The sequence below is a fragment of the Streptomyces sp. NPDC041784 genome (genome assembly GCF_055591025.1).
Window position 1 is genome coordinate 228,647 of record NZ_JBVJAB010000005.1, and the last position, 21,809, is coordinate 250,455.

General features: G+C 69.3%; 24 protein-coding genes, 2 tRNA genes and 2 pseudogenes. 12 read left to right on the top strand and 16 right to left on the bottom strand.

The window, feature by feature from the left end; genetic code table 11:
• Positions 1–433: 433 nt before the first annotated feature.
• Entirely contained in the window at positions 434–1,432 is a 999-nt protein-coding gene (locus tag ACZ6D7_RS13280) for a sigma-70 family RNA polymerase sigma factor (RefSeq protein ID WP_469488684.1), read from the bottom strand.
• Positions 1,433–1,636: 204 nt separating this feature from the next.
• On the opposite strand from ACZ6D7_RS13280, the gene ACZ6D7_RS13285 reads away from it, so the two are divergent.
• Positions 1,637–2,155, top strand: a complete 519-nt coding sequence (locus ACZ6D7_RS13285) for a GNAT family N-acetyltransferase (protein ID WP_469488687.1) — start codon at positions 1,637–1,639, stop codon at positions 2,153–2,155.
• A 67-nt stretch (positions 2,156–2,222) separates the two neighbouring features.
• On the opposite strand, the gene ACZ6D7_RS13290 is transcribed toward ACZ6D7_RS13285, so the two are convergent.
• The gene (locus ACZ6D7_RS13290; protein WP_469488691.1) at positions 2,223–3,026 is read right to left on the bottom strand and encodes a dioxygenase family protein; all 804 of its coding nucleotides are present in this window, start codon (positions 3,024–3,026) and stop codon (positions 2,223–2,225) included.
• Between the two features lie 186 nt (positions 3,027–3,212).
• Between ACZ6D7_RS13290 and ACZ6D7_RS13295 the strand changes: the two genes are divergently transcribed.
• Positions 3,213–3,722, top strand: coding sequence for a MarR family winged helix-turn-helix transcriptional regulator (locus ACZ6D7_RS13295; protein ID WP_469488694.1), 510 nt, complete (start codon positions 3,213–3,215; stop codon positions 3,720–3,722).
• A 154-nt stretch (positions 3,723–3,876) separates the two neighbouring features.
• Here the strand turns inward: ACZ6D7_RS13295 and ACZ6D7_RS13300 are convergent, their stop codons facing one another.
• Both ACZ6D7_RS13300 and ACZ6D7_RS13305 read right to left on the bottom strand, forming a co-directional pair.
• Positions 3,877–5,424 carry an MFS transporter gene (locus tag ACZ6D7_RS13300; protein ID WP_469488697.1) on the bottom strand — a complete coding sequence of 516 codons (1,548 nt, stop codon included), beginning with the start codon at positions 5,422–5,424 and terminating at the stop codon, positions 3,877–3,879.
• 181 nt (positions 5,425–5,605) lie between these two features.
• Positions 5,606–6,259: a TetR/AcrR family transcriptional regulator gene (locus tag ACZ6D7_RS13305; protein WP_469488700.1), complete on the bottom strand. Its 654-nt coding sequence runs from the start codon at positions 6,257–6,259 to the stop codon at positions 5,606–5,608.
• A 326-nt stretch (positions 6,260–6,585) separates the two neighbouring features.
• Between ACZ6D7_RS13305 and ACZ6D7_RS13310 the strand changes: the two genes are divergently transcribed.
• From ACZ6D7_RS13310 to ACZ6D7_RS13320, 3 genes are all read left to right on the top strand, one after another.
• Positions 6,586–7,920: a M6 family metalloprotease domain-containing protein gene (locus ACZ6D7_RS13310; protein WP_469488703.1), complete on the top strand. Its 1,335-nt coding sequence runs from the start codon at positions 6,586–6,588 to the stop codon at positions 7,918–7,920.
• A gap of 184 nt (positions 7,921–8,104) precedes the next feature.
• Complete coding sequence (locus ACZ6D7_RS13315; RefSeq protein WP_469488706.1) at positions 8,105–9,721, top strand: IclR family transcriptional regulator domain-containing protein; 1,617 nt, start codon at positions 8,105–8,107, stop codon at positions 9,719–9,721.
• Between the two features lie 63 nt (positions 9,722–9,784).
• Positions 9,785–9,857: transfer RNA gene (locus ACZ6D7_RS13320), tRNA-Arg, on the top strand.
• Positions 9,858–9,983: 126 nt separating this feature from the next.
• Here ACZ6D7_RS13320 and ACZ6D7_RS13325 read toward each other — a convergent pair.
• The 11 genes and pseudogenes from ACZ6D7_RS13325 to ACZ6D7_RS13375 all read right to left on the bottom strand — a co-directional run bounded on the left by ACZ6D7_RS13325 (position 9,984) and on the right by ACZ6D7_RS13375 (position 17,424).
• A complete protein-coding gene (locus ACZ6D7_RS13325) occupies positions 9,984–10,457 on the bottom strand; it encodes a YxiG-like protein (protein ID WP_469488711.1) in 474 nt (157 codons plus the stop codon).
• A gap of 94 nt (positions 10,458–10,551) precedes the next feature.
• Positions 10,552–11,685, bottom strand: a complete 1,134-nt coding sequence (locus ACZ6D7_RS13330; protein ID WP_469488714.1) for a tyrosine-type recombinase/integrase — start codon at positions 11,683–11,685, stop codon at positions 10,552–10,554.
• Positions 11,685–11,897, bottom strand: a complete 213-nt coding sequence (locus tag ACZ6D7_RS13335) for an excisionase family DNA-binding protein (protein WP_469488720.1) — start codon at positions 11,895–11,897, stop codon at positions 11,685–11,687. Before ACZ6D7_RS13335 ends, ACZ6D7_RS13330 begins: the two co-directional genes overlap by 1 nt.
• Positions 11,890–13,176: a replication initiator gene (locus ACZ6D7_RS13340; RefSeq protein ID WP_469489416.1), complete on the bottom strand. Its 1,287-nt coding sequence runs from the start codon at positions 13,174–13,176 to the stop codon at positions 11,890–11,892. Before ACZ6D7_RS13340 ends, ACZ6D7_RS13335 begins: the two co-directional genes overlap by 8 nt.
• Positions 13,177–13,333: 157 nt before the next feature.
• Positions 13,334–13,581 (bottom strand): annotated as a pseudogene (locus tag ACZ6D7_RS13345) (SpdD protein).
• A gap of 24 nt (positions 13,582–13,605) precedes the next feature.
• Positions 13,606–13,800, bottom strand: coding sequence for a hypothetical protein (locus ACZ6D7_RS13350; protein WP_469488725.1), 195 nt, complete (start codon positions 13,798–13,800; stop codon positions 13,606–13,608).
• Positions 13,801–13,815: 15 nt separating this feature from the next.
• On the bottom strand, positions 13,816–14,007 hold the full coding sequence (locus ACZ6D7_RS13355) for a mobile element transfer protein (RefSeq protein WP_469488731.1): 192 nt from the start codon (positions 14,005–14,007) through the stop codon (positions 13,816–13,818).
• A gap of 11 nt (positions 14,008–14,018) precedes the next feature.
• Positions 14,019–14,672, bottom strand: coding sequence for a DUF2637 domain-containing protein (locus ACZ6D7_RS13360; RefSeq protein ID WP_469488735.1), 654 nt, complete (start codon positions 14,670–14,672; stop codon positions 14,019–14,021).
• A gap of 77 nt (positions 14,673–14,749) precedes the next feature.
• Positions 14,750–16,105 (bottom strand): annotated as a pseudogene (locus ACZ6D7_RS13365) (FtsK/SpoIIIE domain-containing protein).
• Positions 16,105–16,461: an SCO3933 family regulatory protein gene (locus tag ACZ6D7_RS13370; protein WP_469488739.1), complete on the bottom strand. Its 357-nt coding sequence runs from the start codon at positions 16,459–16,461 to the stop codon at positions 16,105–16,107. The pseudogene ACZ6D7_RS13365 and the gene ACZ6D7_RS13370 overlap by 1 nt, the downstream one beginning before the upstream one ends.
• Before the next feature lie 171 nt (positions 16,462–16,632).
• A complete protein-coding gene (locus tag ACZ6D7_RS13375; protein ID WP_469488742.1) occupies positions 16,633–17,424 on the bottom strand; it encodes a GntR family transcriptional regulator in 792 nt (263 codons plus the stop codon).
• Between the two features lie 109 nt (positions 17,425–17,533).
• Here ACZ6D7_RS13375 and ACZ6D7_RS13380 point away from each other — a divergent pair, with 109 nt between their 5' ends.
• Genes ACZ6D7_RS13380 through ACZ6D7_RS13395 form a run of 4 tightly spaced genes read left to right on the top strand, consistent with a single transcriptional unit; the run spans position 17,534 to position 19,265 of the window.
• Positions 17,534–17,941 (top strand): NUDIX hydrolase, encoded by a 408-nt coding sequence (locus ACZ6D7_RS13380; protein WP_469489420.1) that lies wholly within the window; start codon positions 17,534–17,536, stop codon positions 17,939–17,941.
• A 46-nt stretch (positions 17,942–17,987) separates the two neighbouring features.
• Positions 17,988–18,416 carry an ATP-binding protein gene (locus tag ACZ6D7_RS13385; RefSeq protein WP_469488745.1) on the top strand — a complete coding sequence of 143 codons (429 nt, stop codon included), beginning with the start codon at positions 17,988–17,990 and terminating at the stop codon, positions 18,414–18,416.
• Positions 18,410–18,790, top strand: coding sequence for a hypothetical protein (locus ACZ6D7_RS13390; protein ID WP_469488748.1), 381 nt, complete (start codon positions 18,410–18,412; stop codon positions 18,788–18,790). Before ACZ6D7_RS13385 ends, ACZ6D7_RS13390 begins: the two co-directional genes overlap by 7 nt.
• Before the next feature lie 37 nt (positions 18,791–18,827).
• The gene (locus ACZ6D7_RS13395) at positions 18,828–19,265 is read left to right on the top strand and encodes a hypothetical protein (protein ID WP_469488750.1); all 438 of its coding nucleotides are present in this window, start codon (positions 18,828–18,830) and stop codon (positions 19,263–19,265) included.
• Between the two features lie 626 nt (positions 19,266–19,891).
• On the opposite strand, the gene ACZ6D7_RS13400 is transcribed toward ACZ6D7_RS13395, so the two are convergent.
• A complete protein-coding gene (locus ACZ6D7_RS13400) occupies positions 19,892–20,134 on the bottom strand; it encodes a biotin/lipoyl-containing protein (protein WP_469488753.1) in 243 nt (80 codons plus the stop codon).
• Between the two features lie 665 nt (positions 20,135–20,799).
• Here ACZ6D7_RS13400 and ACZ6D7_RS13405 point away from each other — a divergent pair.
• The 3 genes from ACZ6D7_RS13405 (at position 20,800) to ACZ6D7_RS13415 (ending at position 21,763) form a co-directional block, all read left to right on the top strand.
• A tRNA-OTHER gene (locus ACZ6D7_RS13405) sits at positions 20,800–20,873 on the top strand.
• A gap of 180 nt (positions 20,874–21,053) precedes the next feature.
• Positions 21,054–21,320, top strand: a complete 267-nt coding sequence (locus ACZ6D7_RS13410; protein ID WP_469488758.1) for a hypothetical protein — start codon at positions 21,054–21,056, stop codon at positions 21,318–21,320.
• Positions 21,317–21,763 carry a PIN domain-containing protein gene (locus ACZ6D7_RS13415; RefSeq protein WP_469488762.1) on the top strand — a complete coding sequence of 149 codons (447 nt, stop codon included), beginning with the start codon at positions 21,317–21,319 and terminating at the stop codon, positions 21,761–21,763. Before ACZ6D7_RS13410 ends, ACZ6D7_RS13415 begins: the two co-directional genes overlap by 4 nt.
• Positions 21,764–21,809 lie beyond the last annotated feature (46 nt).

Consider the following 21,809-nt stretch of genomic DNA (forward strand, 5'->3'; position numbering starts at 1 on the left):
AGGGGCGCCGAAGCCCGACTCGGGGAAAGTCCCGGCGCCGGGGGGGATGTGCGTCGGGACGTGGCTTCGGTGAAACGTGACTCTGGTTCCGGTCGCGTCTGACTCTGGCTCTGGTACTGGTTCTGGCTCTGGTTCCGGTGGAACCAGCTGCGGTGATGTGGTGAGCGTGGCGGTCCGTGGTGTGCCGTCGCGGGTCGTGCCGTAGCTCTCGGGCTCAGGGTCGAGCAGGACTCACTGCGCCGACTGCAGGGTCCTACCGGTCCGAACTCCCGTGCCCTGAAGTCATGTTCCCCCCGTCCCGCCGATTGAAGCGGCGTTGTATCGCCATGTTTGCGCGGGCTTTCGCCACCTGGCGCACGCGGGCGGAAACAGCCGGCCGTGGCCGGCCGCACCCGCCCGACGTCATCGCGCCACGCGGCGGGGCGCGTCAGCGTTACGCCGCCGCCTCGAACCCCGTGTCCCGGGCCAGCTTCTTCAGCTCCAACAGCGCGTGCTTCTCGATCTGCCGGATCCGCTCGCGGGTCAGCCCGTGCTCCTTGCCGACCTCGGTGAGCGTCCGCTCCCGGCCGTCGTCGATGCCGTACCGCATCTTGATGATGGACGCGGTGCGCGGGTCGAGGCGGTCGATCAGGCCGTCGAGCTCCTCGCTGCGCAGCAGCGTGAGGACGGACTGCTCGGGCGAGACCGCGGAGGTGTCCTCGAGGAGGTCGCCGAACTGCGTCTCGCCCTCGTCGTCGACCGGCATGTTGAGGGAGACCGGGTCACGGGCCCAGTCCAGGACGTCGGTGACGCGCTCCGGCGTGGAGCCCAGCTCGGTGGCGATCTCCGCGGGCTCGGGGTCGCGGCCGTGCTCGCGGTTGAACTCGCGCTGGACGCGGCGGATCCGGCCCAGCTCCTCCACGAGGTGGACGGGCAGCCGGATGGTGCGCGACTGGTCCGCTATCGAGCGGGTGATCGCCTGGCGGATCCACCAGGTGGCGTACGTGGAGAACTTGAAGCCCTTGCGGTAGTCGAACTTCTCGACCGCGCGCACCAGACCGGCGTTGCCCTCCTGGATCAGGTCGAGGAGGGGGAGCCCGCTGCGGGGGTAGCGGCGGGCGACCGCGACGACCAGCCGGAGGTTGGAACGGATGAAGACGTCCTTGGCCCGCTCACCGGCGGCGATCAGGGCCTCCAGCTCCTCGCGGGTCGCGTCCGCCCTGGACTCCTCGTATCCCTCGAGAACCTGCCGCGCGAACACACCCGCTTCGATGATCTGGGACAGCTCGACCTCCTTGGCGGCGTCGAGCAGCGGTGTGCGCGCGATCTCGTCGAGATACATGCCGACCAGATCGCGGTCGGCGATCTCGCCGCCGTGGACGCGAACACTGCTTGCCCTGTCGGCCGTCTCGCCAGTGGCGGACTTACGACGGGCGACGGCACGGGTTGCCATGCGTGCTCCCTTGCGATGGTGGGGTCAGCGGGTGGTCCGTGGGCGCCGGACACTCGCTCAGGTGGTCCCCGGACTCTCACCGGGACTCTGCTCGGGTGCCCTGCATCCGATGGAAACAACGACTGGAATCAGGACAGAATTCCCAACCCGCACCCCGATTTTTCTGATCATGCAGTACCCTGTCCGGCCACACGAGGAGGCACGATGGCGCCGGAACGTACAGAGGTGCAGGTCAGGCCGGGAGTCGAGGGGGATCTCGACGCCCTCACCGATCTCTACAACCACTACGTACGTGAGACGCCCATCACATTCGATACCGCGGTTCTCACTCCGGAAGAGCGCCGCCCTTGGCTGCTCTCCCACCCTGAAGACGGCCCGTACCGCCTGAAGGTTGCCGTGAGTGCGAACTCACAGGAAATTCTGGGCTACGCCACATCCAGCCCTCACCGGCCGAAGACCGCCTACTCGACGTCGGTCGAGGTGTCGGTCTATCTCCGCCCGGACGCGGGCGGCCGCGGCATCGGCACACTCCTCTACACGGCGCTCTTCGAGGCGCTGGCCGACGAGGACGTGCACCGGGCGTACGCGGGCGTGGCCCAGCCGAACGAAGCGTCCGTGCGACTGCACGAACGCTTCGGCTTCCGGTACGTCGGCACGTACCGCGAGGTGGGCCGCAAGTTCGGGCGCTACTGGGACGTGGCCTGGTACGAGAAGGAGCTGTAGGCCCGCCCGCCGCCCGCTCGCGGGGAACGTTCGACGGAACGGAACGAGCCACACACCCACCGGCGGCTCAGCCGAACTGCACCGACCGCTTCGCCAGCCCCAGCCAGAACCCGTCGATCACCGATCGCTGCGCGTCCAGCTCGCCGGACACCTCCGCCGCGCCCATCGTCACGAAGAGCGGCGCGAAGTGCTCGGTACGCGGGTGGGCGTAGCGGCCGGCCGGCGCCTTGTGCAGGAAGTCCAGCAGGGAGTCCCAGTCGCGGGCCTCCATGGCACGCCGGCCCCAGTCGTCGAACTCCACCGACCAGCTGGGCACCCCGCCCTGACGCAGGGCGGCGAGGTTGTGGGTGAAGAACCCGGAGCCGACGATCAGGACACCTTCCTCGCGCAGGGGCGCGAGCTTGCGGCCGATCTCCATGAGCTTCACCGGGTCGAGGGTGGGCATCGAGATCTGGAGCACGGGGATGTCGGCGGCCGGGAACATCTCGACGAGCGGCACGTACGCGCCGTGGTCGAGGCCGCGGTCGGGGATGTCCTGGACGGGGATCCCGGGGGCGCGCAGCAGTTTGCGGACGTTGTCGGCGAGCGCCGGTGCGCCGGGGGCGTCGTACTTCACCCGGTAGTAGTGCTCGGGGAAGCCCCAGAAGTCGTAGACCAGCGGGACGGGGTCGACGGCGCCGAGGGCGAGCGGGGCCTCCTCCCAGTGGGCGGAGACCATGAGGATCGCCTTGGGGCGGGGCAGATCGGCGGACCAGGCCGCGAGTTCGCCGGGCCAGATCGGGTCGTCCGCGAGCGGCGGGGCGCCATGGCTGAGGTACAGGGCGGGCATGCGCTCCTGCGGAACGGCGCGTTCCTGAGTGGCGGCGGACATGGCGGTGACTCCCTCCGGCGGCTCGGCCCCGTCCTTCGGGACCGCCAGCCCCGTCCTTCGGGACCGCCGGTCCCGGGCTCCGGGACCATCGCTCGACAGCTTGCTTGAAATCTAAAACGTCAACGTCCCCTCAGAATATGCCGCATTTGTTTAAATTTCAAGGAGCAGACCTTTACAGTGGAGTACATGAAGAAGGCATCCACCCCCGCTGAAGAGCCCCGATGGCTCACCGACGAGGAGCAGCTCGTCTGGCGCTCCTACGTGCACGCGACCACGCTCCTCGAGGACCACATGGACCGCCAACTCCAGCGGGATGCGGGGATGCCCCACATCTATTACGGCCTCCTGGTGAAACTCGCCGAGACCCCGCGCCGCCGGCTGCGGATGACCGAGCTGGCCATGCACGCCAAGATCACCCGCTCCCGTCTCTCCCACGCCGTCGCCCGGCTGGAGAAGAACGGCTGGGTTCGGCGCGAGGACTGCCCCTCCGACAAGCGCGGCCAGTTCGCCGTCCTGACCGACCAGGGCCTGGAGGTGCTCGGGCGCGCCGCGCCGGGGCACGTCACCGCCGTACGCAACGCGGTCTTCGACCGGCTCACCGCCGAACAGCAGAAGTCCCTCGGCGAGATCATGCAGATCGTCGCCGAGGGACTTCAGCCCAACGAAGCGGGTGCGGACCTCCCCTGGCTCCGCTAGGGGCTACCTACCCGGAGCCGTCGTCGTCACGTAGTAGCGAACGTCGTAGTACTGAGCCGTCGTAGTACCGAACGCCGTAGTACCGAACGTCGTAGGTAGTACCGAACGTCGTAGTACCGGGCCGTCGTCCGCGCGTTCCACGCGCGTTTGCGGGTCAGTGGGCGACCACCGGCACCGGCATCGCGTCCTCGGCGCCCTGTTCGCCCGAGCCCGTCACCGCACCCGCGCCCATGTCCGGACGGCCGGCGTTGACGAAGGTGAAGGCGATCGCGCTGGCGACCACCAGGATGCCGACGGCGAACCAGATCGCGCTGGTGTAGCCCTGGACCAGGCCCTCCAGCTGCACCAGCTCCTGCTGCGGCCGGGAGGCGGCGGAGGCGATGTGGTCCTTGATGTACGACGTGGTCGCGGACGCGGCGATCGTGTTCAGCAGGGCGGTGCCGATCGCGCCGCCCACCTGCTGCGAGGTGTTGACCATCGCGGAGGCGACACCGGCGTCACGCGGCTCGATGCCGTACGTGGCCAGGGACATGGCCGGCATGAACGCCGTACCCATGCCGAGGCCGAGCAGCAGCATCGCCGGCAGCAGCACGGCCGCGTACGAGGAACCGATCTCCAGACGGGTCAGCAGCAGCATGCCGAGCGCGGCGACCAGGAAGCCCGGGCCCATCAGCAGCCGCGGGGCGACCCGGGTCATCAGCCGGGTGCCGATCTGGGTGGAACCCGTGATCATGCCCGCGATCATCGGCAGGAACGCGAAGCCGGTCTTGACCGGGGAGTAGCCCTTCACGATCTGCAGGTAGTACGTCAGGAAGAGGAACAGGCCGAACATCGCGATGATCGCGAGGCCGAGGGAGAGGTAGATGCCGCCCCGGTTGCGCTCGGTGATCACGCGCAGCGGCAGCAGCGGCGCCTTGACCTTGGACTCGACGAGCACGAACGCGGCCAGCAGCACGGCGGACGCGACGAACATGCCGACGGTCACGGAGTCGCTCCAGCCGTCCGACTCGGCGCGCGTGAAGCCGTAGACCAGCGCGACCAGGCCGAGGGTGGACAGGATGACGCCCGGGATGTCGAGAGCGGACCGGTTGCGGCCGCCCTCCGGCTCACGGATGACGAAGTACGCGCCGGCCGCGGCGACGATCGCGAACGGGATGTTCACGAAGAACGTCCAGCGCCAGTCCAGGTACTCGGTGAGGAACCCGCCGAGGATCAGACCGACGGCGCCGCCACCACCGGCGATCGCGCCGTAGATGCCGAACGCCTTGGCGCGCTCCTTGGCGTCCGTGAACATCACGGCGAGCAGGGAGAGCGCGGCGGGCGCGAGCAGCGCACCGAACGCGCCCTGGAGCGCGCGGGCGCCGAACATCATCGCCTCGTTGGTGGCCGCGCCACCGAGGGCGGAGGCCACGGCGAAGCCGCCGAGACCGGTGACGAAGGCGCGCTTACGGCCCCACAGGTCGGCTATCCGGCCGCCGAAGAGCAGCAGACCGCCGAAGGCGAGGGCGTAGGCGGTGACGATCCACTGCCGGTTGCCGTCGGAGATGCCCAGGTCCTGCTGGGCGGAGGGCATCGCGATGTTCACGATGGTCGCGTCGAGGACGACCATCAGCTGGGCGATGGCGATGAAGGCCAGGGCTTTCCAGCGGTTGGCGTCCGGGACGCCGGTCGCACCGGGAGCCTTCTGGGCGGTTTGAGACATGGAGGTACCCACTTCGGGACTTCGAGACTTCGTGACGGGAAAAAGGGTGCTGTAAGGGGCGGCGCGTCGTCGGCGACGGCCGTGGCGTCAGCTGATGCAGCTGGTGTTACTGGTGCTACTGAATTCCGCTACTGCTGCTCCGACCGATCGACTCCGACGGAGTCATCGGCTGTTTCGCTGTTCACTGGGCCTTGCGCAGGTCCTCCAGGGTCACGGCCGTGCCCGGCAGGGTGGAGTGGGCCGGAGCCCGCAGCCCGTCCAGGAACAGTTGGAGGTGGCGGTGGACGAAGCGGTCGGCGCTCAGGCACTCCGTACCCGCCGGGGGCCGGCTGAGCTGGGCCACCGCGATCATCAGGTCACCCACGCCGACGTCGGGCCGGAGCTGCCCGGCCGCCTTGGCGCGGTCCATGACCTCCTCGATGATCCGCTCGGCGCGTTCGCGCGCGGCCTCCAGGTCGGGGTGGTGCTGGTTGAAGGTGCTGGCGACCATCGGGCACAGCGCGCTGATCCGCTCGTCCGCGGCGGCGTGCGCGAATCGCTCCAGCGCCCCGAACGCGTCACCGGACTCGGCGAGCGCCAGCTGACCGGCCTGGACCGTACGGTCCAGTACCGAGCAGACGACCTCGCGGACCAGCGCGTCACGGTCGGGGAAGTTGCGGTACACCGTGGCGTTGCCGACGCCGGCCCGGCGGGCGATGTCGTCCAGCGGCACGTCCGGACCGTGCTCGACGAACATCTCGCGGGCGGCGGTGACGATCCGCTCCCGGTTGCGCAGGGCGTCGGCGCGGGGCCGGGGTGCCTTGCGCACTGTGGAGGTCGCGGTCGCGGTCTGCACGGTGTACTCCTCGGGCTTCGAGAGGGTGGATCGCGATCCGGGGAGCCAATCCCCGTTTCACTCGGACACATGGCTAAACGGGGAGGGGGTCCCCGGTTATTTCCCGGACTCGAAACTTTTTCGATGTGACCTGGGTCACACGCCTGGAGTCTCGCACGTACCACCCGATAGCAGCACATATCCAAGCGAGCCCTGACGCACCACGGCCATACCGCCCGGTAACCCACGATCGGTCTCCCCCAACGCGCGCCCGCGCGCACCCCGGCAGAGGGTGATCGCAAGGGTGCAGCCGGTGACCGGCGGCTGCCTGGAGCGAAAGGCCCTGCATGCAGCCGCTGCCCGAGCCCGAGCGACCCGCCCCGGCCGGCGCGGGCGAGCCGCTCCGCCGCCGGATACGCCCGCGCCGCGTCGCCGCCCTCGTCTCCGTGACCGCGCTGACCTTCGCGGTCAGCACCTCCGCCGGCACCGGGCACCTCGTACCACCCGGCGGCTCCACGGCGGCCGGCGCCGGCGCCGTCCCCCTGGCCCGCAGCGCGGCCCTCGCCCCCTGCATGATCACCGGCGACGCGGCCGTCCAGATGTCCGAGGGCGTCCCCACGCCCGGCGGCTACTCCCGCTCCACCGGCACCGTCCGCGCCCTCACCCTGATGATCGACTTCCCGGACGCGCCCGGCCGGGGCAGCGCGCGGTCCCGCTTCCGCGAGTTCTTCCCGCAGACCGAGGAATGGTTCCGCACCGCGTCCTACGGCCGCCTCGACTACCGCGCCGAGACCCCGATCCGGCGCTGGCTGCGGATGCCGAAGCCGTTCCGGGCGTACGGCATAGAGCGCGGCGCACCCTTCGACCCCGGCTACCGGGAACTCGTCCAGGACCTCGTGGCCGCCGCCGACCCGACGGTGGACTTCCGCTCGTACGACCTGCTGAACGTGCTGGTCACCCCGAACGCGGGCCCCTCGGCGCTGGACACGGTCCTGTCGGTGACGTTCGCCGGGAACCGTGAGGCCCCGGTCGCCGACGGCGTGCCGGTCGCCAACGCCTCCTTCGTCTACTCCCGCCAGGACGACGGCTCCGGCTCCTACGACCGCACCGGCTACCGCGTCCTGCCCCACGAGAACGGGCACGTCTTCGGCCTGCCCGACCTCTACACCCAGGAGGGCGGGGGCGCGGTCGGGCACTGGGACATCATGAGCGAGGACTGGGGCACCAACAACGACCTCCTCGGCTGGCACAAGTGGAAGCTCGGCTGGCTGGACGCGGCCCAGATCGCCTGCGCGGCGCAGCCCGGCACGACGACCGAGCACACCCTCACGCCGCTCTCCCGCCCCGGCGGCCCGAAGCTCGTGTTCGTCCCCACGGGCACCCGCACCGGCTACGCCGTCGAGCTGCGCACCCACGGCGGCAACGACGAGACCGTCTGCCGTCCCGGGATCCTGATCTACAAGGTCGACGCGGACGTCGACACCGGCATGGGCCCGGTGACCGTCTACGACTCCCGCACCGACAGCGGCGGCTGCACCCGCAGCCCCAACGTCCACGCGGAACTTTCCGACGCGCCCTTCGCCCCCGGCGAGTCCTTCCGGGACCGGAAACGGGACATCCGGATCTCGGTGGCGGGCGCGGACCTCAAGGGGGACTACCGGGTGCGGGTCACTCGGGGGTGAGGGTGGGGTGGGGTGGGTGAGGTGGGGGTGGGGTGGGGTGGGGTGGGCAGGGGCGTCGAGGCCCCAGTCCGGCGGCGGCAGCTGGGAGGCAAGGCCGGTGCGGCAACGGCGGCAGCAAGGTGAGCCGCGCCCCCGACTACGGTAGGCCTGCCGAACCCGCCGTACCGGACCGGAGAACGGATCGATGCCCGCGAAGACCCCGACGACACCCCCCGCCACCGCCCCGGAGCCGCCTACGCCGACGCCTCCGTCGGCGCCTCCGTCGGCGCCCGCTCCGGCGGAGGCGGTCACCCCGCTGGTGCGCGGGGTCGCGGTGCTGCGGCAACTCACCACGGCGGGCGGCACATCGGCCCTGAGCGTCCTCGAACGATCCACCGGCCTGGCCCGCTCCACCGTGGACCGGGTCGTCGCCACCCTCGTCCGCATGGGGTACGTCCGGATGGACGGCCGGGACGCGATCCTGACCCCCCAGGTGATGGAACTCGGCAACGCCTACCTGGCCGCCCTGCGCCTCCCGTCCCTCCTGGGCGCCCGGGCGGACGCCCTCGCCGACGCACTCGACGAGTCGGTGTCCCTGGCCGTCGCCGACCGCGACGGCATCCGCTTCATCCACCAGGCGACCCGCCGCCGGGCGATGTCCCTCAGCTTCCGCATCGGCGACCTGCTCCCCGCCGAACGGACCGCGCCGGGCCCCCTGTTCGCGACGGAGTGGACCGACGCCGACTGGACCGCCTGGCACACCCGCCGAGCCACGGCCCCCGACAACGCGGCCTTCCCCGCCGTACCCCCGACCCCCCGGCCCACCCCACCCGAAGACTTCCTCCGACGGACGGCGCGGGCGGCGACGGACGGCTGGTCCCTGGACGACCAGCTGATCGAACCCGGCCTGGTGGCGGTCTCCGTACCCGTACGGCACCCGGACACGGGCCGGATCGCCTGCGTGGCGAACGTCGTGAGCCACACCAGCCGCCACACGGCGACGGACCTGCGCGAGACCCTCCTCCCCCACCTGCGCAGTGCGGTCACCGCGATGGAGTCCGACCTGCGCCACGCCTCACCGCCCCACCCCGGCCCGCCCCCGGCCGGCCTGGCCCTGTGGACCGGCGCGTCGAAGCAGGAACTCGGGCGCGAGTTCATCGAGTCCCTCGCCCGCGGCCTCACGGTCCTGACCGCCTTCGGCGAGGGCCGCGCGCACCTGACCCTCTCGGAGGTGGCCAAGGCCACGGGCCTGGCCCGCGCCACGGCTCGCCGCGCCCTGATCACCTACGAGCACCTGGGCCTGACCACCCAGTCCCCCGACCGCACCTTCACCCTCACCCCCCAGGTCCTCTCCCTGGGCTTCCCACCGCTCTCCCGCACCTCGCTCCCGGCGATCGCCGCCCCCCACATGGCGTCCCTGGCGGAACGCATCCAGGAGTCGACCTCCCTGGCGACCCTCACCGACCGCCCGGACGAATTCCAGTACACGGCCCACGTGGCCGCCCACCACGTCATGAGCGCGGACATCAGGGTGGGGACACGGGTGCCGACGGAGGGCCGGGCGGTGGGAAGGGTCCTCCTCGGGGGCCACACCCACGCCCTGGTCGACGAGGAACCGGAGGACGGCCTGCACTCGATCGCGGTCCCGATCCACGACCGCACGGGCCGGGTGATCGCCGCCCTGAACACCACGACGCACGCGGCCCGCCGCACGACGCAGGAGTGCGTACGGGACATCCTCCCCGAACTGACCACCACCGCGTCCCACATCGAATCCGACCTCCACACCACCACCCGCTTCACCCACGTCCCCCTGTCCTGACCCCACACCCCCACCACCCGAATCCGGTACGCTGACGCCTGTGACCCACACGGTCACGACCCCGCCTTCGTAGCTCAGGGGATAGAGCACCGCTCTCCTAAAGCGGGTGTCGCAGGTTCGAATCCTGCCGGGGGCACAAGAAAAAAGGGCCAGCTCAGGAGAGGTTTTCTCCCAGGCTGGCCCTTCGTCGTGTTCGGGGGCGTGCCACACGCGTGCCACTTCGGTCCCACTCGGCGTCTCGTCAGAGCGGCAGGGTTGCCCGCTAATCCGTGACGAAGGGGGCGTACCCGGCCGGTACCTCGCTGACTTGCAAGTCCGAGAAGAGCAGGGTGAGACGGTGCGCGTTGGTCTCGATGCGAACCTCATGGAAGTCGATCCCGACAGCTTGCGTCCAACGGCGGGTCGCTTCCGACTGGGGGAGAACCTTCGCGCCTGGGTACAGGGAATGCCACTTCACACCCCAGACGTATCCGTCGAGGTCGACACCGGTCTCATGGTCGATGAGGCGGTCGTCCAAAGAGACACGCCAGGTCTCCGGGAGCACCGACGACTCGCACCGGGCCTCGACGCAGTACCGGAAGAGATACCGCAGATAGGCCGGCTCGACCTCGGTGCGAGGATCCGCCGTCGCGTAGACGATGACCTCGTAGTCGCGCATGTAGCTGGTGTATCCGTGATGCACGACGGCGTGATCGAAGGTCTCATCCAGCATCTGTTCAAGTACGGCAGCGTCCATGCCGCCGTTTCTACCCCACGTGATCAGCCCCTGACAGCCTGATATCTACAGGTGCCAGGGGCTGAGGACCCCACAAAGATCGCCCGGACATGTCTTAGCCGGGGGCTGCCTCTCCCCCACCTTCGCGGATCATGGCTCCGAGCCGATCAGCGATGGTCCGGTCGCGATCACTGGTCATGTGCTGGTAGATCAGCGCGGCGCGTGAGCTGCTGTGGCCCATGCGGGTCATCAGCTCTCGTGTACTGGCACCGGCGGTCGAGGCCAGGGTGTTGCCGGTGTGGCGGAGATCGTGGAAGTGCAGGTCTGACGTGACGCCCGCGGCATCCCTGGCCTTCACCCAGTCGTCGCGGAAGTTGCTCCGCCGGAGCTGGCCGCCCCGTGGGCCGACGAAGACGTGTCCGTCGCGGCCGGGTGCCGCGAACTGTTCCAGGTGGCCCATCACGTCGTCGAGCAGTTCAGCGGGGAACGAGATGGCACGTACGCCAGCGGCGGACTTCGGCGCTTTGTCGAAGAGGCGGCCGTTCTGCAACTCGGCTTGAGACCGGCGGACGCTGACGGTCAGTCCCTCCAAGTCGATGTCCCGACGGCGGAGCGCTGCGAGTTCACCGAAGCGCAGAGTGGTGAACGCGGCCAGGAGGACGAGCAGCCGGTAGCGCGGCGCGATGGCATCGGCGACGGCGAAGACCTCGGTGACCGAGAGGACCGGCCGCTCAGGCACGTCGTAGCGATCGGCGCCCTTGATGCGGCACGGGTTGCGCCGGATCAGTTCGTCGTCCACGGCCGTGTTCATCAGGGCCCGCAGCAGTTGGTACGCCTTGACCACCGTCGGCTCACCCACGCCGGCGTCGAGAAGCTTGCCGCGCCAACTGCGCACTCGAGCAGTCGTCACGTCGGCGATGGTTCCGGCGGCGAAGGCGGGCATGACGTGCAGCCGCATGACGGACGCGGACCGCTCACGGGTGCGAGCGGCGAGATTCCGGTCTCGAAGCCACGCCGTCGCGTACTCCGCGAAGTTGACCGCCCCGGCGTCCGGATCCGACCACTGGCCACGCGTGATGTCCGCTTCGATCTGGGCGAGAGCAACTTGAGCTTCAGTCTTCGTCGGGTACGTCTTCTTGGCGGGGCGGAGTCGCCCAGTCTCGGGGTCTCGGTAGCGGACCTGCCAACGCCCCGACGGGAGCTGACGGACCGAACCGAACGCCCTGCGCTGCCCCTTCTTGTTGGCCATCAGGCGACCCTCCGCAACGAGCCTCGCCGGTCGCCGATCGGCTGCACCGTGTGGGAGTCGATGAACGCGACCAGCGCGGTCTTCGGGATGCGGACATGCCGACCGACCTTGACGAACGTGATGCGTCGCTCGGCGATCAGGCGGCGCGGGAAACGCTCCGTGGTGCCGAGGAGTTCGGCGACCTGTGCCACGGTGAGGTAGCGGTCAGCCACGGGTGGATTCTCCTTCCGTTCCGGGGGCGGGTTCGATGGATGCGGAGAGCCAGGCTTCGGCGTCGGAGAGGCCGGTGCCGGCGAAGACCCAGTGGGCGAGGACGTATGTCGTCTCAGGCCCTTGGTCGGTTGTGTTGGCTGCGGCTTGTGCTCGGCGCCATTCGGCGCGGGCGTCGCGGAGCGCGCCGAGGGTGGTGGAGTAGCGGCGGGACTTGGTGGAGAAGTGGCCGCGGAAGCCGAGCATGTGGGCCCAGGCGCGCAGGCGAAGGTGTTCGAGGTCCTTGCGTGCGCCGAGGGTCCAGGCGGTTCGGATCAGGCGGCGCGCGTGCTCGCTGATGTCGAGTTGGGCGAGTTCGGCGGCGAACTTCAGCGGCCGGTCGAGAGCACCCGTGGCCGTCTCAGCGCCCTTGGTCGCGTACTTGGCGATGTACGCCGCTACGGCTCGCTCGGTCAGCTCCTGGCCGTCGTCGAAGTCGGCGGATCGGATCGTCCGGACGTCGAGCTGACGGCCGAAAGTGAACGTGTGCGCGCGGCCGTCGAGGGTCGGGCCGTCGACCCGGACCTTGGACGCGGCGGCTCCGATGGCGTCGGTGAGCAGCTCGGCGGTGGCCCAGGGCGGGGGCGGGGTGTCGCCGCCCCCGGTGCCGTCGAGGCGGATCACGGCGTGGAAGTGGACCGCTCCGCGCTTCTGGTACTCGGCGACCTTGGCGAAGGACACGCGGGCGTGGTCGCGCAGGCGGCGTTGGGAGAGGCCGGCGCGCTTGGCGACCTCCCTGCGGAGGTAGGTGGAGAAGCGCCGCCAGAGGGGTCCGGCGTGCGCGTTCCACAGGACGGCCGACTCGTAGTCGTAGGTGTCCGGGTTCAGCGGGGTGCCGAGTGTCTCGTCCTCCTGGCCGTGATGGACGCCGCAGCGGCAGGGGCGCCCGTCGGTGCGGCGGTTGTGGACGGGGCCGAAGCCGGGGGCGGTGAAGGTGGCGAAGACGCGGGGGTGCGCGGCGACGTGTTCGGGGGTGCCCTTGCCGCCGCGCAGTCCGGCGGTGATCAGTTGGAAGGTGTCGCGGCGGTAGACCTCGGCGCAGGCCGGGCAGCGGGTGGTGCGGCGGTTGTTGCAGCGGACGAGGAGTTGGCCGGCCGGGAGGGTGGTCGAGTCGAGGTGGTGGAGGATCCGGCCGATCTCGCCGCTGGTGGTGTCGACGTCGTACTCGGTGCAGTGGCCGTCCAGGCGGATGGGGTGGGTGCAGCCGCCGAGCCCGGAGAGCTGGCGGAGGATACCGGGCAGGGTGCCGTCCGCGGCGAGCTTGGCGAGTTCCGGGAGTGGGGGCGGGGTGAGGCGGGTGAAGATGGCGATCTCCTTCTGACGGGCACTTCGGGAGGAAGTGGCCACCGGGGCGGCCGATGCTTGGGCGTGTCATGCCGCCCCGGAGGCCGGCCGCTGGTCAGCGGCGGTGCTGGTCGCGGAGCAGGGAGCGCAGGACCACGGCGGCGACGGCGACGGAGATGGCCGTGACGGCGACGGCGGCCAGGAGCGCGGTGAGGACGACTCCGCCGACGAGGACGGCCGCGACGGTCTTCTGATCGATGGAGACCGACGGGAGCACGGGGCGCCGGGCCGGGGCCGGGTCGGCGGGGGCGTGGGTGTGCGTGGGCTGTGGGGTGGGGTTGTCCGGTACTTGGGCAGGAACACGGCTGCGAACTCCTGTCTACTCGTCTAGATGTGTTGGCCGTTTATGACGGTCACGCCGGTGCGCGTGCCGGACTCGATGGCGGGGGCGAGGAAGGTGTGCGAGAGCCAGAAGCCGAAGAGGGCGACCAGGACGACGATCCAGGTGCGGACGCCGAGGTACTTGACGGCCGCCCAGGCGAAGAAGCCGAGGACGACGACGAGGGGGAGGTTGAGCGTCACGGGGAGCGGGTCCTTTCAGCGGGCGGGGCAGCGGTGGGTGCGGGCGGCCAGCTCGGCGGCTGCGCGGCTGTCGTAGTCGGCGGAGAAGTTGCAGCGCGGGGCGGTGCAGGCGGCGGTGTGCTTCTCGCGGCCACGGTGGTCGTAGGCGGTGCCGACCTGCACCGGGCCGATGCGGGTGACGTTGCGGAAGCGGCGGTTCGCGGACATCGGGCTTCCTTTCAGAGGCGGGCGGCGATGGCTTCGGCCATGCGTTCCGGGACGCCGAGGCGGGCCCGGAGGGTGGGGGTGTCGATCGGGGCGCCGGTGCGGGTGTGGTGCTCGGCAGCGACCTTGCGGGCGTGGTCGATGAGGGCGGTCGGGACGGGGACGGAAGGATGTTCCGGCGGTGCCTCGATGGCGGGCGGGGCCGGTGCCTCAGGGGTGGGTGCTTCAGGGGCGGGTTCGGGTTCGGGCTCGTCCTCCTGGTCGTCGATCACGTCGGCGGCTGTCGGAGCTGTGGGAGCCCTCTGGGGAGCGGAGTGGGCCAGGAGCGTGCCGCCGAGGAAGGCGACGGCGGGCCAGCCCGCGACGAGGATGCGCAGCCAGGCCGGGACGTCGGCCAGGTCGAGCAGACCGGCGGTGGCCACGTTCGCGCCGAGGGAGGCCGCGAGCGCGATCACGAACCAGCACCAGGCCGCCGCCTTGCCGGTACCGGAGCGCAGTCGACGCCACGCGGCGACGAGCAGCAGGTCTACGGAGACCGGGTAGGCCCAGGCTTTCCAGCCGTCCTGTCCGGCCGCTGTGGCGATGTCGTGGATGTGGGCGAAGGACAGTGCGGCGGCGATGAGCGCCTGGACGAGCACCGCGTCGACCCGGGCCAGTTGGGCGCGCATGAGGGCGTCTCCTTCCGGATGCGGGCATGGAGGGGTAGGGGCGTGGCGCGAGGCGGTCACGCCGACAGGTGGAGCGGTCAGGACGCGTCGGCCACCAGCTCGACGGGCTGGCCGGGCACGTTGGGCCGGAAGGGCTTCAGCGCGGGGACGTCGGGCGCGAGGTGGGCCGTCTCCCGGCAGACGTCGGCGGCATCGCCGAGGGAGAGAAACGGCGTGCGGATGCGGGACCAGCCGCCGGACGTGTCCCCCGCGACGGCGAGGCCGGGCAGCTCAGGAGCGATGGCGCAGGCGGCCACGACGGCTTCCGGGGCGATGTCGCCCAAGGCCATCTTGGCCGAGGCTTCGTCGTTGACGCGGTGGCAGACGCGGCCGGTCAGCTGGGCCCGGAGCATGGTGGCGCCCTTGCCCAGTTCGGCGCCGAAGCGCTGGCCGCACACCTCCAGATAGATGCCGGCGGCGCGGCCGAGCTGGGCGAGGCGGATGAGGTGGGTGACCATCTCGTCCCGTCGCTCTTCGTCCTTGCGGGTGGCGGTGAGGAAGAGTTCGGCCACCTCGTCGACGAACAGGACGACGGGCACGGGCCGCTCACTCTCGGGCAGTCCCCAGACGTCCGAGGTGATCTCTTCGTCAGGGGTACTGGGGGCGATGCCCTGCCGGGCCTTGATCAGGTCGTACCGGTCCTCCATCTCCTTCACGAGCACAGGCAGGAGTTCGGCGGCTTCGTCCGGATCGGTGGCGAGTGCGGACAGGCGAGGGGCGAACGGCGCCAGCTCGACGCCGCGCTTGCAGTCGATGCCGACAAGGGCGACGGGCTGCCGGGCGAGCCCCGATACGAGATGACGCAGGTACATGGACTTCCCCGAGAGCGTGGCGCCCAGGGTGAGTTGGTGAGGCACGGCCCGGTAGTCGCGGACGAAGGGCATGGCGTCCTCCCGCAGCGCGACCGGCACCTTGAGGAACCCGGTGGCGGTCTTGCGCGGCATCCGCACCTTGCGCAGGACGTCGAAGCCGACGAGCCGCAGCTCGACGACACCGGGCTTGACCGTGGTGACGTAGACGGCGTGGACGCCCCATGCGTGCCGCAGGCGTTCGGCGGAGGCGGCGACGTCGGCGGGTTCCTGCCCCGGAGCGAGGCGGAGCCGGATCCGTAAGCCGGTGGTGGTGGGCCGGATGATGCCCCGGCGCGGGGGTACGGGCCGCACCTCCCGTCGGGTGTGACCTTGACCGCGAGGACCCGCAGCCGGGACGGAACCACGGTCAGACCGCAGGCTTCCATGACCGAGGCGTACGAGCCGAGCAGCCGGACGGTGGATATCGGCCCGCCCACCGCCGACCAGTACACGGCCGGATGCTGGGCTCGGGCGTAGGCAGCCGCGCCGCCGAGCGCAGCGACAGGACCACCCCACCTCCAGAAGCGTCGCGAGATCGGTCATCAGGCCGTGACCCCCATGGCGACCGGGAAGGCGGCCGGGGTGACGGCGGCGGCCCGGTAGGCGATCCCGTGACGCTGCTGCCCGTTGAACACGGACTCCCACGGCCGGGCGATCAGCCCCGGCAGCGAGACGGGCGCGCCGAGGTTCAGTCCCTCGGAGACACCGCCCTCGGGAACGGTGACCTTGATCAGCGAGGACTCCCCGTCCTCGATGTACACGACGCCGATGGTCATCAGCGCCTCACCGCTGACGGCGTCCTTGGCGATCTCGCCCGTCTGCCGGTCGCGGACCTTCGGTTCCGGGGCCTCCGTCAGCAGGATCGTGGCGGCGGAGGTCTCAACACGGATGGTGCGCAAGGTTACGTTCCTATCTACTCGTCTATACAAGATGCGATCTGCGAGCCCGATCCTTCGGGCTCACCGACGATCACCTTGCCACACAACTTGCCCACTCGTCTATACGAGTAAGCATGTTGGGGTGTACGAGTTCGGAGAAGCGTCCCCCGCGCACCACCGCCAGTCACCCGCTCACGTGGCCGGGAGCTGGTACGACAGCACGTAGGCGTCCGCTGCCATGACCGTGTCGCAGACCTCTACGGGCCGCCCTTCAGTGTCGAAGGCGGTGCGGATCAGGTGGATCACGGGCACGCCGGCGGCCAGGTGGAGCGTCTTCACCTCGGAGGGCGAGGGCATCCGGGCCCGAATCTCTTCCTCGAAGTGGTCGAGGCGGTGGCCCAGCTCTTCGAGACGGGCGTAGATGCCACCGGGACCAGGGTTGGGCTCGGCGATCTGCGTACCGCGCGCGATGTCGAGCGGCAGGTAGGAAGTGGCGAACTCGACCGGCCGCCCGTCGAGCAGGTACCGGCGCCGCCGGGCGAGCACCCGCCGCACGGAGCCCAGCCGAGTGGAGATGTCCTGACTGGCCTTCTCTTCCTTCACCTCAAGACTGTCGACCTGAGGGTGACTGCCGGCCGCGTCCGCCTCGACGATGAACGCGGACTTCCCCTGCTCGCGGTGGCGTCGGGCGAACCGGTCGGAAGCGAGTCGCCGCACGGGCGGACGCGGCCGGACGAACACACCCTTGCCGTGCTCGGCGTGCACCAGACCCTCACCCTGGAGGATGGAGAAGGAGTTGCGGACCGTCATCCGGGACACTCCGTAGTGGTCCACCAGCTCAGCCTCCGAAGGCAGCTTTTCGCCCTCCCGGAACCGCCCGCGGTCGATGGCTTCACGCAGTTGGTCGGCGATCTGCCGGAAGACCGCACGATCGCTCGTGGGGTCGAGATCACCGAGGAGGCCCGAAGGAAGAGAAGGGCTCACGTGTGTACTCCTTTAGGTATCTAGACGAGTGGGCGAGTGTTGTTGCTACGGTGGAGAGCCTAGTCATCCGAGAGGGCCGAGGAACGTGAGCACAGAACGCCCGCACTCCGTGAGCGTGGCCGGGGTCGTCGTCGACGACCAGGGCCGAGCCCTCCTGATCCAGCGCCGGGACAACAGCAAGTGGGAGCCCCCGGGCGGCGTCCTCGAACGCGAGGAGACCATTCCCGAGGCCCTGCAACGCGAGGTCCTCGAAGAGACCGGCATCAAGATCGCGCTTCCCGCGACCCTCACCGGCGTCTACAAGAACATGACGGGCCTGATCGTCTCCCTGGTCTTCCGCTGCGAGGCCGCCGACGGCACACCCACCACCGGCGACGAAACCCGGGCACTGCGCTGGGCCACCCGTGAAGAAGTCTCCGAACTCGCCGACGAGGCATACGCGATCCGCGTCCTGGACGCACTCGACGCGGCGTCTCCGCCGGCCATCCGCGCCCACGACGGCGTGAAACTCGTCTAGTCCGAACCCGCTGCACATGGCGGCCTACCAGCATGAAGGAACTTGTATGCACGAGTATACGAGTACAGCGAAGGTCTGGGGCCTGTCTTGCCCAGGTTTCCCGGAAGAGGTCAGCCGGGCCCGCCGCTGGACCCGCGACATCCTGCGCGGCTCCCCTTTAGCCGACGACGCCGAACTGATCGTGAGCGAGCTGAGCGCGAACGCGATCCTCCACACGGCCAGCGGCAGCGAGCGGGGCACCTTCCACCTTGCCGTGGCCGTCTCAGCGCAGGTGGTGGCGGTATCGGTGACGGACGACGGGGGTACGGGCACGGCCCCGAAGATCGAGCACCAGGACCAGGACGCCGAACGCGGCCGAGGGCTCGGGATGGTCAGCTCCATCGCCCACCGGGTCGTCGTCCACGACAGCGAGGCCGGCCACACGGTCACCGCGGAGCTCTTCACGGACGTGCGCCGAGGAGTCCACCCATGCTGAGGATCACGTCCAGGAGCGGCTTTTGGTGCGAGTGCTGGACGGAACGGTTGGACGGGCGCCAGCCGCCAGCGCTCCTCGGATCCTTCGACGCCTACTCGGCGGTCGAGGCGAACGACTGGGTGGCGACCATCCTCCGCACCATCTCACCAGCCCTCGACACAGCCGCTTCTCAGAAGGCGTGGGAGCGGCTCTACGACCACCGCGTCGACACGCGACGAGCGCTCCTGCGCCGCGAGCACTTCACTGTGTCCATCACACACGCCAACCTGGGCATCACGTGGACCATCCGACCAGCGCTCTTCCTGCCCCTCCTACACCGCCAAGGCGTCGAACTTCCCTCCTGTAGCAACGACTTCAACCCTCGCAGTGACTAGCCGCTCGTATCAACGAGGCGAAAACTAGGGTGCTCCCATGACGGACGCAGGGAAGACCAAACGCAGTCCCAGACACCTCAGCGAGCTGACCAGCGTGTATGACTTTCTAGAAGAGGTACGGCTGCGCCCGAGCATGTGGGTGCGCCGTAGTTCGCTGCAGCACCTGGACTCCATGCTCTTGGGGTATTTCGTCGCTCTGGAGATCCACGGCGTCGAGGAGCCATTCGACCTTGCACCAGGGAGCCAGGGACCCTTCGCCCAGTGGCTATGGAAACGACTGGGCATGCGCTACCCCAGTGCGTTGGGATGGGCCGTAGAGATCGAGCGCGCGGCAGAGCAAGCCGACAGACCCGCCATGGAGATGTTCTTCGACCTGCTGGACGAGTTCCGCGCCACCGACCAGAGCGACAAGCATCAAGTGGAGCCAGACCGCCAAGCAGCAACCCAGGCTGAGCAGCCCCAAGTCACCGACTGAGTTACAACTTTCTCTACTGGTTCAAGGCGGCCCGCCTGGGGCGAGCCGCGCGCGCTGGCGGCCACGGGCCCCCGCCGCTCCCTGTCTCCGCCACCGCTGCGCCGGCCCCCGGCCACTCAGCGCGCAGTACCGCCAAGGCAGGCAGCCAGGCCAGGAAGTAGCTCGACCAGGCCGAGTCCGACCAAGCGTGACCGCGCGGTCCGGATGGCCGCCGTTTCACAACCGGAAAGCGTGGCTGAGGCCGGAACGGGGTTGCTGGAGACACACGTGACGGGTGCTCGTTCAGCGCTCCCACCGTCGTGGCTGACTTTCGGTGGCTCAGGTCCGAACTGTGCTTCCAGCGACCGAACTTCAACAGACCTCCTCTCTAACTCGGCAACGGCAAGCCGGGGTTGTAGACACACCCGAAGACGCGCACGCCGACGACCCCGGTGCCATCGGCACCGGGGTCCTGATCAGGGCTTCCGCGACCGGGCCACCCGGAATGCTGTCCAGGCTGAGGAGTGGTCCGTGTCGCTCAACGGCGTTGCCTGCGATCTGTGAGCGACAGGTGCCCCGGAGCGGTGGGGACCTGATGACGCCAGTTGTGGGGCAGGGCTTCACCGCGGCGATGCGAAGCCATGCCTCTAATTCGCTTTAGCGGCATCGTTCAGGGGGCCGATGATGGCGAGCGTTGCACCGACCTTCGCGGTCTCGTCCTCATCGACCAAGATCTTCAGCAGCACACCGGAAACGGGCGCCTCGATCTCCGTGTCGACCTTGTCTGTGGAGACCTCCAGCAACGGCTCACCGACCTCAACAACGTCACCGACCGACTTCAGCCAGCGAGTAACAATGCCATCGCTGACGGTCTCGCCGAGGGCGGGCATCGTGACGTTCGTATTCGTTTGAACGGGACACGGAGCAGGACTCGGTTCCTGGATTGGTTGAATATCCGCTGACGTCTGCGCAACGGCAGAGGCGGCGCCCGTTGAGACGGCAAGCATTGCAATCAGGCACGATTCAGCGATGATACGGGGAACGCGTCCCCTGGCTGCCTGGAACATAATCGCCCCTCCGACACGTACATCGAGAGTCCGTCAGTTGGTCGCGAAGATGAGGCTGGGCTGCTCTTAATCACTATCACCCGGTTAGCCCCATGGTGCACTCTGACCACTTCCGTCTCGTGCACAGCACCCAGGGCTTCGGCGTAGTCGCCGGACATCCGGTTCATAGCGGTCTGTCAGGTTGGCCGGCCAGGGAGAGCGGAGCAGTCACGGCTTCCAAGATCATGGACAGAGCGGATCTGAAATGAAGACCGAATCCCCCGTCCCCGGCGTTACTTGCCCTGGTCGACGACACAAGCCAGTTTCGTGGCTGAGGCCGATGGGGGTGCAGCCAGGCACACGCGCGCCTGGCCAGTCGGCAAACCCACCATTGTGGCTGACTGTCGTCGGCTGAGGTTCGTGCCACAACCGTGCCAGATGCAGGGGTCAGCCACGGTCAACAGGGGTGCCTTACGGTCGAGTTGTCGGCCCTCTGACGAGGTGTGGAAGCCCCAGCTCAACGGCACGATCCCCCGCCTCTCTCCTAAAGCGGGTGTCGCAGGTTCGAATCCTGCCGGGGGCACAACGCGTTACGCCGCTGACCTGGGATTTCTCCCCCAGGCGGCGTGGTGGTCGGCCTCGGACTCCCCGTCCGGGGCCGTTTTGCATGAACGGACGGAGAGCTGATCTCCCGAATATCCCCCAAAGGATCTGCATCATCCGGCACGGGCTCCGAACCGGCCAGAGGTGGCATACTTGAAGTATGGCAACCCGAAAGATCACCATCACCGTGCCGGAAGAGCTGGTGGAATCGATCAAGGAGCGCGTCGATGCACGCGGGGTGTCCGGCTACATCGCGGCCGCTGCCGCTCATCAGGACGCCATGGACCGACTGCGCGAGCTGGCCGGACGACTCGAGGAAGAGTACGGGGCCGTGACGGACGACGAGCAGCAGGCAGCGCTGGACCGCATCGCCGCCATTGACGGCTGGCATGACGAGCAGCGATCACATTCGGACGAGGCTGCGTGAGCCGCACCGCCCAGGCGAAGCTGCACCGCCCGCGACAGCGCGTCTTCGTGCTCGACTCCGAGGCTCTCTCCAAGGCAGTTCACGGCGATCAGGAGATGACTGCGCTGATCAAGACAGCTCCGCGGCTCGACATCCCGATCGTCACCTCAGCTCTCACGACCTTGGAAGCATGGAACCCTCGCGAAACGTCGAGGCAGGCACTGTGGAACTGGACGTTGTCCCGGATCCGCGTCGTGCACACGGACGACCAGGTGATCGCCATGGCACGCGACATGCTGAAGACGGCCGGCCTGCATGGGCACAAGTACGCCATCGACGCAATTCTGGCGGCTGTGGCCGGGCGGGAAGCCGCGCAGGGAGCTGAGGCAACCGTCTTCACCTCCGACACCGACGACATGAACCAACTCCTCGAGGGACACTCCGTGCGAGTCGAGAAGGTCTGACGAGACCCCCCCCCCCCGCACCTGCATCCGGCGACTCGCCGGCTCC